8 protein-coding genes are annotated in these 9,597 nt (G+C 71.5%); 4 read left to right on the top strand and 4 right to left on the bottom strand.

Going from position 1 to position 9,597, the window contains the following annotated elements; translation table 11 throughout:
* Positions 1–30: 30 nt before the first annotated feature.
* Positions 31–1,854, top strand: a complete 1,824-nt coding sequence (locus tag HRJ34_RS22510; RefSeq protein WP_208632441.1) for a M48 family metalloprotease — start codon at positions 31–33, stop codon at positions 1,852–1,854.
* Complete coding sequence (locus HRJ34_RS22515) at positions 1,851–4,937, top strand: CHAT domain-containing tetratricopeptide repeat protein (protein WP_208632442.1); 3,087 nt, start codon at positions 1,851–1,853, stop codon at positions 4,935–4,937. The genes HRJ34_RS22510 and HRJ34_RS22515 overlap by 4 nt, the downstream gene beginning before the upstream one ends.
* Positions 4,938–5,005: 68 nt before the next feature.
* Here the strand turns inward: HRJ34_RS22515 and HRJ34_RS22520 are convergent, their stop codons facing one another.
* Both HRJ34_RS22520 and HRJ34_RS22525 read right to left on the bottom strand, forming a co-directional pair.
* Entirely contained in the window at positions 5,006–5,191 is a 186-nt protein-coding gene (locus tag HRJ34_RS22520) for a hypothetical protein (RefSeq protein WP_011952953.1), read from the bottom strand.
* Between the two features lie 66 nt (positions 5,192–5,257).
* On the bottom strand, positions 5,258–5,800 hold the full coding sequence (locus HRJ34_RS22525; RefSeq protein WP_011952952.1) for a hypothetical protein: 543 nt from the start codon (positions 5,798–5,800) through the stop codon (positions 5,258–5,260).
* A gap of 68 nt (positions 5,801–5,868) precedes the next feature.
* Between HRJ34_RS22525 and HRJ34_RS22530 the strand changes: the two genes are divergently transcribed.
* Positions 5,869–7,149 (top strand): Xaa-Pro dipeptidase, encoded by a 1,281-nt coding sequence (locus HRJ34_RS22530; RefSeq protein ID WP_208632443.1) that lies wholly within the window; start codon positions 5,869–5,871, stop codon positions 7,147–7,149.
* Positions 7,150–7,303: 154 nt separating this feature from the next.
* Entirely contained in the window at positions 7,304–7,609 is a 306-nt protein-coding gene (locus HRJ34_RS22535; RefSeq protein ID WP_041379230.1) for a hypothetical protein, read from the top strand.
* 7 nt (positions 7,610–7,616) lie between these two features.
* Here HRJ34_RS22535 and dmpG read toward each other — a convergent pair whose 3' ends face one another.
* A complete protein-coding gene (gene dmpG / locus HRJ34_RS22540; protein WP_029993896.1) occupies positions 7,617–8,654 on the bottom strand; it encodes a 4-hydroxy-2-oxovalerate aldolase in 1,038 nt (345 codons plus the stop codon).
* Positions 8,651–9,595: an acetaldehyde dehydrogenase (acetylating) gene (locus HRJ34_RS22545; RefSeq protein ID WP_011952481.1), complete on the bottom strand. Its 945-nt coding sequence runs from the start codon at positions 9,593–9,595 to the stop codon at positions 8,651–8,653. Before HRJ34_RS22545 ends, dmpG begins: the two co-directional genes overlap by 4 nt.
* Positions 9,596–9,597: the final 2 nt, after the last annotated feature.

Below are 9,597 nucleotides of genomic sequence, written 5' to 3' on the forward strand. Positions count from 1 at the left end.
TCGGGGGGCACAACAGGAGGGTTTTTTCAGATGCGACACAGCATGATCCTGGCGGCCGTGGCGATCGCGCTCGGCACCGCCCCGACGATCGACGCCGCCCCCAAGAAGAAGCGCGCCGCCGCGCCCGCCAAGGTCGCGGCCGCGCCGGTCGAGCCCGTGGTGGCCTCGCTCCCCGACGCGCCCTATGTCCCGCTGACCGGCTGTCCGGTGCCGGCGGCCGGATCGCTGCTCGCGGCGAAGAAGGTCGACAAGAAGGCGCGCGGCAAATTCTCGATCGACAAGGCGCCCTTCATCTCGACCCTCGACGCGGGCGACCTGTGCGTCTCCGGCAACAAGATGCGCAGCGGCGTCGGCGATACCGCCGGGTCGATGGGCCTGTCGGCGCAGGTGATGAACACCCGTTCGGCGCGGATGGACCTGGTCGACATCCCGGCCTTCGAGCGCGAGCTGCGGCCGGTGCTCGAGGCCTTCGCCAAGGCCTGGCCCTATGCGCCGCTCGAACGCACGCCCAAGCTGCTGTTCCGCGCCGACGAGGCCTATCAGGCACAGGCGCTGCCCGACAACACGATCGTCGTGTCGATGGGCCTGCTGGAGGCGGCGCAGTCGGATTCGGAGGTGCTGTTCGTCCTCGCCCACGAATATTCGCACCTGCTGCTCGGCCATTTCGCCAAGGCGGAGACGATCGCCGGCGCGCGCGGCGCCACCCAGGCGGTGTCGGTCGCGTGGAGCGCGGGCAGCGCCTTCACCGCGATGAAGCGGAGCGGCGGCAACGTCTCGTTGGCGACGATGCAGAGCGGGATGGACGCGGGCGCCCGCCGCGCGGCGCCGGTGGCCGAGGCGCTGCGCTTCGCGGTCGACGACATCTTCGCGACCTCGTGGAACCGCGACCAGGAGAATGAGGCCGACGCGCTGGCGGTCGACCTGCTGATCCGCAGCAACATGACGATCGACAGCTACGCCAATGTGTTCGAGCGGCTCCAGAAGGCGTTCGAGGCGCAGAAGGCGTCCTACGACAAGCGCAAGGCGGCGGCCGATGCGGCGCAGGCCAGCATGGGCGAGGCGATGAAGGGCTTCGCCTCCAGCAACGTGGCGGGCTTCGCCGCGACCGGCGGCGCGGGCATGCAGGGCTTCGGGTCGGGCCTGCTCAAGACCGCGGGCGGGGCGCTGGTCTCCAACCTCGGCAACATCACCCGATCGATGGGCGGCGACACCCATTTGCCGCCCGAGGAACGGCGCAAGGGCCTGGCCGCCTATTTCCAGGCCGGCTACCCGACCGCCGATCCGCCGATCGACACCGGCGCGCTGATCGGCCGGATCAAGGGCAAGCCCGACTTCGCCCGCGCAGTGGCGATGCGCAACGCCTATATGAAGGCGCGCGCCAGCTATTTCGCGCAGGACTATGCGGGCGCCTCGGCCCAGCTTCGCGCGCTCGGCGCCGGCAGCCGCACCGCGCCCACCTTCGTCAACTATGTCGCCGGGCTCGCCGCGCGCGACCAGGGCAATGTCGCGCAGGCCGGGAGCTTCTTCCAGGCGGCGCGCACCGGCACCGGCGTCCAGAACCTCCAGCTCTACGAAAGCTATACCGAGATGGAGATCGGCGCCGGCGACATGAGCGACAGCAACGCCCTGATCGCCGAGGGCAAGGCGCGCTTCAAGGACCCCGACCATTTCAAGAGCATCGAGATCAAGCGCGACATCGCGGCCGGCGACATGGCGGGCGCGCAGGTCGTGTACAATGCCTGCATGACCGTGAAGGGCCGCGACTATATCACCGAGCGCTGCAAGGCGGCGATGCCGCAGGCCGCGCAGCAGCCGTCCAACCCGCTCGGCTTCAAGCTGCCCTTCGGCGGATGAGGGCGATGCGCCCGGGCCGGGCCGGCGGCCTGCTCACCGCGCTGGCGCTCGTGCTCGCGGCGCCGCTGGCCGCCGCCGCGCCGGAGGCCGATGCGCGGCTGGCGCGGATCGAGACGGGGATCGGCGCCGCGACCGCCGCGCGGCGCTGGGACGAGGCGATCGCGCTCGGCCGCGAGGCGCTGTCGATCGAGGAGGCGAGCAAGGGCGCCGACCATCCCGAGGTGGGCGGCACGCTGTCGCTGATCGCCGGCTGGCTGGTGCGGCAGGGCAAGCCGGCCGAGGCGACCCCGCTCTATCGCCGGGCGCTCGCCATCTTCACCGCCAGGCTGGGGCCCGACGATCGGCTGAGCGAGCAGGCCGCCTCCAACCTCGCCGCCAATCTCCAGGCGCTCGGGCAATATGACGAGGCGGAGGGCCTCTACCGCGCGGCGCTCGGGCGGGCGCGGGCGAAGGCGGGGGAAGAGGGGCGCGCCACCGCGCTCGCCTACAACAATCTCGCTTATGCGCTGGGCCGGCAGGGGCGCTTCACCGAGGCGCGCGATCTCTACGCCAGGGCGCTCGGCATCGCGCAGCGCTGGGAACCCGAGGATCTCGACCTCGCGCTGATCGAGGGCAACGTCGCTTCCAACCTCGACGCGCTCGGCCGGCCGATCGAGGCGGAGCCGCTCTACCGCCAGTCGCTCGCGGTGCGCATCGCCGAACTGGGGCCCGACGATCCGGCGGTCGCGACCAGCTACAATAATCTCGGCTTCAACCTCGACGGGCAGGGGCGCCATGCCGACGCCGCCCCGGCCTATCGCCGCGCGCTCGACATCCGCACCGCGATCGACCCGGAGGGGCTCGCCGCCGCGACCAGCTACAACAATGCCGCGCATAATCTGAACCGGCAGGGCGACTATGCCGCCGCCGCGCCGCTCTATGCCCGCGCGCTCGCCATCTGGCAGCGGACCTATGGCGGCGATCATCCGGTGACGGCGATCGGCCTGTCCAACGTCGCGGTCAACCTGGAGCGGCAGGGCAAGGCCGCCGAGGCGCAGCCGCTGTTCGAACGGGCGCTGGCGATCCGGCTCAGGACGCTGCCCGCCGGCCATCCCGACATCGCGACGGCGCGGCTGCGGCTCGGCCATGTGCTGGCGGCGCAAGGGCGCTTCGACGCCGCCCTGCCTTATTATGAGCAGGGCGTGGCGGCGCGGCGCGCGGCGTTCGGGGCCGATCATCCGGCGCTCGCCGAGGCGCTGACCGACCTCGCCGATCTCTATCTGTCGCTCGGCCGCCCGGCCGACGCGGTGAAGGCGGCGCGCGAGGCGGCCGAGATCGTCCGCCGCCGCCGCGCGGGCCGGATCGGCGACGCGCGCGACAGCGACGGCGCGCAGCAGGCGGTGGCGCGCGCCGAGGCCGCCGACGCCAGCCGCTTCGATCCGCTGGCCGGCGCCTTCGCCACGCTGATCCGCGCGAGCTGGGCCGAGGCCGCCCGCGCGCCCGGCCAGGCGGCGGCACTGAGGGCCGATGCCTTCCTCGCCGCGCAGGACCTGTCGGTGTCGGCCGCCGCGCGCAGCATGGCGCGGACCGCCGCCCGCACCGCCGCCGGCGAGGGACCGCTCGGCGCGCTGGTCCGGCGCCAGCAGGACCTGTCCGATCGCGCCGCCGAACTCGACGCGCGGCTGCTCCGCCAGCTCATCGCCGGCGACGGCGCGCGCATCGCCCAGACCCGCGACCTGATCGCGTCCAACGCGCGCGACCTGGCCGAGGCCGACCGCCGGCTGGCGCACGACTTCCCCAGCTATGCCCGGCTGATCGGCGCGCAGAGCGTCGCGCTCGACGAGGCGCGCGGGCGGCTCGGCAAGGCGGACGGCCTGCTGCTGATCGTCGCGGCGGGGGACGACCTCTACAGCTTCGCGCTGGGGTCCGGTCCCGGGCCCGGCGACATCCGCTGGTCGCGCCACGCCGGGGCGGCGGCGGTCGGGGAGACGGTCCGCCGGCTGCGTTGCCAGGTCGATCCCAAGGGCTGCGGCGACGCCGCGCCCGGCTGGCCGCCGTTCGATCGCGCGGCGGCGTTCGGCCTCTACCGCGACCTGATCGCCCCGGTCGAACCGGCGCTGGCCGGCAGCCGCGGCCTGTTCGTGGTGACCGGCGGGGCGCTCGCCGAGCTGCCGCTCGGCCTGCTGCCGACGGCGGCGCCGGCCGTGGGGAGCGCGGATGCGGCGGCGCTGCGCGACACGCCCTGGCTGGCCGATCGCTATGCGCTGACCGTGCTGCCGGCGGTGTCGGTGCTGCGCGCGGCGCCCGTGATTCCGGCGGCCGCCGGCGGCGGCGGGCAGGTCCAGTTCGTCGGCTATGGCGCGCCCAACTTCGTCGGTCCGGCGGGCGGCGGGCGCAACATCGACGATTTCCTGCGCATCCCGCAACCGGTCGACCGCGCGGGACAGGGGCTGGCCGATCCCTCCGCGCTGCGCGAGCTGAGCCCGCTGCCGGGCACCGAGGTCGAGCTCAAGGCGATGGCGGCGACGTTGAGCGCGACCCCCGAGCTGCTCCACCTCGGCACCGCCGCGACCGAGGGATCGGTGCGCCGCGACCAGGCGGTCGGCAGCGCGCGGATCATCGCCTTCGCTACCCATGGCATATTGCCGGGCGAGATCGGCGGCCTGCGCGAGCCGGGCCTTGCCTTCACCCCGCCCGAGACGGGATCGCCCGAGGACGACGGCCTGCTCGCCGCGTCGGAGGTGACGGGGATGCACCTGTCGGCCGACTGGGTGATCCTGTCGGCCTGCAACACCGCCACCGCCGACGGCACTCCCGGCGCCGACAGCCTGTCGAGCCTCGGCCGCGCCTTCCTCTATGCCGGGGCGGGGTCGCTGCTCGCCAGCCGCTGGCGGGTCGCCGACGACGCGACGGCGGCGCTGACGGTCGAGACGCTGGTCGCGCGCAAGGCGGGGCTCAGCCGGGCGGCGGCGCTGCAACGGGCGATGCGCGCGGTGCGCACCGGCCGCCGCGCCGACGGATCGGCGCTGCCCGGCTGGTCGCCGGCCTGGGCGCATCCGGCCGCCTGGGCGCCGTTCACCGTCATCGGCTCCGACGACGGCTGAGCCATATAAGGCGGTCGCGATTTCCGAGGCGGCAGATGTTTCCATCCGCCTCGAAATCGCTCTATCGGCTATTCGTGCGGGCGCAGGCCCGTGTTGAGCTTCTCGATGACTTCGGCCAGCGGCTCGGTGACGGTGATGCTGCGGCCCTCGCCGAAGCGGATGCGGGTGCCGTCGCTGACCTGCGAGATGAAGGTCACCTGATGGGCGTTGATCGCGGTTTCGACCCGATCGGTGCCGACGAACATGACGAGCATGCCTTCCTCTCCTTCATTCCTTGGACGAAGAGGATAGCGCGGCGCGCGTCCGCCACAAGCAGACTTTCAGGACAAGGGAGTCCTGCATTTGCGGGTCTGGTGGATGCCGCGCAGGAAACCGCGCCGCGCATAGCCCGCCGCGACCGCGCGTTCGAGCCGGCGCTGCGCGGGGGCCGCGCCGGTCACCTCGCGGACGAGGCCGCGGAACGGGATGAACGAGTTGACGATCGTCTTGCCGCCCGCCTCGGCGAGCTTCCCCGCCTTGTTCTCCTTCTTGACGTCGCCGGTCTTGAAATCCGGTCCGATCACGTCGGTGAGCTCGTGGAAGGCGCGCGAGATGTCGCGGCAGGTGCGGATGCCGGCCATGCCGTAGGGCGCGTCCCACGCCTTTTGCAGCGGAGCCGGGATGTCGGTCTTGGCGACGCCGACGTCGCGAACCGGCTGGCTGGCGATCCGCCCGGCGCTCTTGCCCACCGACTGGAGCCGCCCTTCCTCTTCCGGTGTCTGTGCGTTTTCCGTCTGGGCGTTGTCCGGCTGCCGGGCGCCGGCGGCGAGCGGGGAGGCCGAGCACAGGGCCAGCAAGGCGAAGCGGAGAACGGGCTTGATCATGGCACTTTCCTAGCGGCGGCAATTGCGGGAAGAAAAGAGCGTTATTCTGCTTATCGGGAGCTTGGGGAATGGCCTTGCGTCGTCTTTGTTCCGTCATCGGCCTCGCGCTGCTCGTCGCGGGCGCCGCGCAGGCGGAGACCAGCTATGTCCGCGCGGGGCGGCTGGTCGACAGCGAGAAGGGCGTGGTCCTGACCGACCGGCTGATCCGGATCGACGACGGCCGGGTCACCGCCGTCACCCCCTATGCCCCGCCGCCGGCAGGCGCGGCGCTGCTCGACTGGTCGGGCTATACGGTGCTGCCGGGGCTGATCGACATGCATACCCATCTCGCCGACTGGGGGCAGACCAGCAACGTCGCCGAGCCGCTGCTGCACAGCCAGCAGGAGATCGCCTATGTCGGCGCGCGCCACGCCCGCGAGACGCTGCGTGCCGGCTTCACCACCGTCCACGACGTCGGCACCTTCCGCGCCTATAGCGACGTCGCGCTGCGCGACGCGATCGGGCGGGGCGACGTCGAGGGGCCGCGGATGAGCGTGGTCGGCGCCTATATCACCGTGCCGGGCGGCGGCGGCGAGGTGACCGGCTTCGCCCCCGACGTGCAGCTTCCCGCCGACATGCGGGTCGGCGTCGTCACCGGTCCCGAGGACGTGCGCCTCAAGGTCAACCAGCTGTTCCAGCGCGGGGTCGACTCGATCAAGCTGATCGCGACCGGCGCGGTGCTGGCCGAGGGGACCGAGCCCGGCGTGCAGGAACTGAGCGAGGAGGAGATGCGCGCGGCGGTCGAGACGGCGAAGGCCAATGGCGGCTGGGTGACGGCGCACGCGCATGGCGCGGCGGGGATCAAGGCGGCGATCCGCGCCGGGGTGCGCGCGATCGAGCATGCCTCGCTGATCGACGACGAGGGCATCGCGCTGGCCAAGGCCAAAGGCGTGTTCCTCGACATGGATATCTATAACGGTGACTATATCGAGGAGGTCGGCACCCGCGAGGGGTGGCCCGCCGATCATCTCCGCAAGAATCGCGAGACCACCGACGCCCAGCGCGAGGGATTCCGCAAGGCGGTGAAGGCCGGAGTGAAGATCAGCTTCGGCACCGACGCCGGCGTCTATCCGCACGGCCTCAACGCCCGGCAGTTCAAATATATGGTCCGCTACGGGATGACGCCGATGCAGGCGATCCAGGCGGCGACGGTGACGGCGGCGGAGCTGCTCGGCTGGTCGGCCGACGTCGGCGCGGTGGCGCCCGGCCATTATGCCGACATGGTCGCGGTGAAGGCCGATCCGATCGCCGACATCGCCGCGCTCGAAAGCATCGATCACGTCATGAAGGGCGGGGTGCTGGTCCGATAACGCGGTTGCCCTGCGCTTAACCAGCCCGGGCAAGCCTTCCTTAGGGCATCGCGCTCTTTATCTGACCGCTCCTCCTGAGGAGGGACTGAACGAAGGTGAAGGCCCGTCTCGAAGGACCTTCGAGGCTCCTCAGGATGAGCGGAATTGGGTATTCATGGACCTGCTCAACGTCACCCGAAGCGACCTGCGCGTCGGCGAGGCGATGGCTGCCGCGGCGGCGGCGACCATCGCCGGTCGCCAGGGCGTCGCCGCCATCCCCGCCGTGACCAGGCCGGACAGGGTCGCGCCGGTGGGCGAGCATCCCCGCCGGCCGGCCCGCGCGGCGGCGAAGCGGCTACGGGACGACGATGAGGGCGAGGCGCCGGCCGAGCCGACGCCCGCGCCGAACCTCTACACCGCCGATGCGGCGTTGGAGCGCACCGACCGGGGGACCGGCAGCCGGCTCGACCTGTTCGCCTGAGCGACGGTCAGGCCGCGGCGCCGCGCTCGCGGACGAGGTCGAGGGCGACGTCGACGATCATGTCCTCCTGTCCGCCGACCATCTTGCGGCGGCCGAGCTCGACCAGGATGGTGCGGGTGTCGAGGCCATAGTCCGCCGCCGCCTTCTCGGCGTGGCGCAGGAAGCTCGAATAGACGCCGGCATAGCCGAGCGCGAGCGTCTCGCGGTCGACGCGGACCGGACGGTCCTGGAGCGGGCGGACGAGATCCTCGGCGGCGTCCATCAGCGCGTTGACGTCGCAGCCATGGTTCCAGCCCTTGCGGTCGACCGCGGCGACGAACACCTCGAGCGGGGCGTTGCCCGCGCCCGCGCCCATGCCGGCGAGGCTGGCGTCGATGCGGACCGCGCCCTGCTGCGCCGCGACGATCGAGTTGGCGACGCCGAGCGAGAGGTTGTGGTGGGCGTGCATGCCGCGCTGCGTCTCGGGCCTGAGCACCCGGTCATAGGCCTGGAAGCGGGCGCGCACCCCGTCCATGTCGAGCGCGCCGCCGCTGTCGGTGACATAGACGCACTGCGCGCCGTAGCTCTCCATCAGCAGCGCCTGCTGGGCGAGCGCCTCGGGCTCGATCATGTGGCTCATCATCAGGAAGCCCGACACGTCCATGCCGAGGTCGCGGGCGATGCCGATATGCTGCTTCGAGACGTCCGCCTCGGTGCAATGGGTCGCCACGCGGACCGAGCGGACGCCGATGTCATAGGCGCGGCGCAGCTCGTCGACGGTGCCGACGCCGGGCAGGATCAGCGTCGTCAGCACCGATCGGGTCAGCACGTCGGCGACGGCCTCCAGCCACTCCCAGTCGGTATGCGCGCCGAAGCCGTAGTTGAAGCTGGCGCCGTTGAGGCCGTCGCCATGCGCGACCTCGATCGCGTCGACCCCGGCCTCGTCGAGCGCCCTGGCGATCGCGCGGACATGGTCGATCCCGTACATGTGGCGGATCGCGTGCATGCCGTCGCGCAGCGTCACGTCCTGGATGTAGAGCTTGTCCTTGCCGACGTCGAAGCTCATGCCGCGGCCCTCCGTTCGATGATGCGCTGCGCGAGCAGCTCGCCGGTCGCCTTGGCGGCGGCGGTCATGATGTCGAGATTGCCCGAATAGCTGGGCAGATAGTCGCCGGCGCCCTCGACCTCGAGGAACACCGAGGTCTTGATGCCGGTGAACTCGCCGCGGCCGGGGATCTTCAGCTTGTTGTTGTCGCCGAAGCGCTCGAACTGGACCTCCTGCTTGAGGCGGTAGCCGGGCACATAGGCCTGCACCTTCGCGACCATCGCCGCGACCGAGGCGCGGATCGCCTCCTCGTCGGCGCCCTCGGACAGGGTGAAGACGGTGTCGCGCATGATCATCGGCGGCTCGGCCGGGTTGAGGATGATGATCGCCTTGCCCTGCGCGGCGCCGCCGACCTTCTCGATCGCGCTCGCCGTGGTGCGGGTGAACTCGTCGATGTTGGCGCGGGTGCCGGGACCGGCCGAGCGCGACGAGACCGACGCGACGATCTCGGCATAATGGACCGTGGCGACCTGGCTGACGGCGGCGACGATCGGGATCGTCGCCTGGCCGCCGCAGGTGACCATGTTGACGTTGGTCGCGTCGAGATGCTCGTCCATGTTGACGGGCGGGATGGTGAAGGGGCCGATCGCCGCCGGGGTCAGGTCGACCACCAGCTTGCCGTCGGCGCGCAGTGCCTCGTCATGGACCTTGTGGGCATAGGCGGAGGTCGCGTCGAAGACGACGCCGATCTCGGCATAGTCGGGCAGCTTCTTCAGCCCCTCGATCCCCTCATGCGTGGTCGCGATGCCGCGCTCGCGCGCCATGGCGAGGCCCTCGGACGCCGGATCGATGCCGACGACCGCCGCCAGCTCCATGTTCTGGGGATATTTGATCATCTTGATCATCAGGTCGGTGCCGATATTGCCCGATCCGATGATCGCCGCCTTGACCTTCTGGCTCATCG

It is taken from the genome of Rhizorhabdus wittichii (assembly GCF_017607425.1).
Lineage (GTDB): Bacteria > Pseudomonadota > Alphaproteobacteria > Sphingomonadales > Sphingomonadaceae > Rhizorhabdus > Rhizorhabdus wittichii.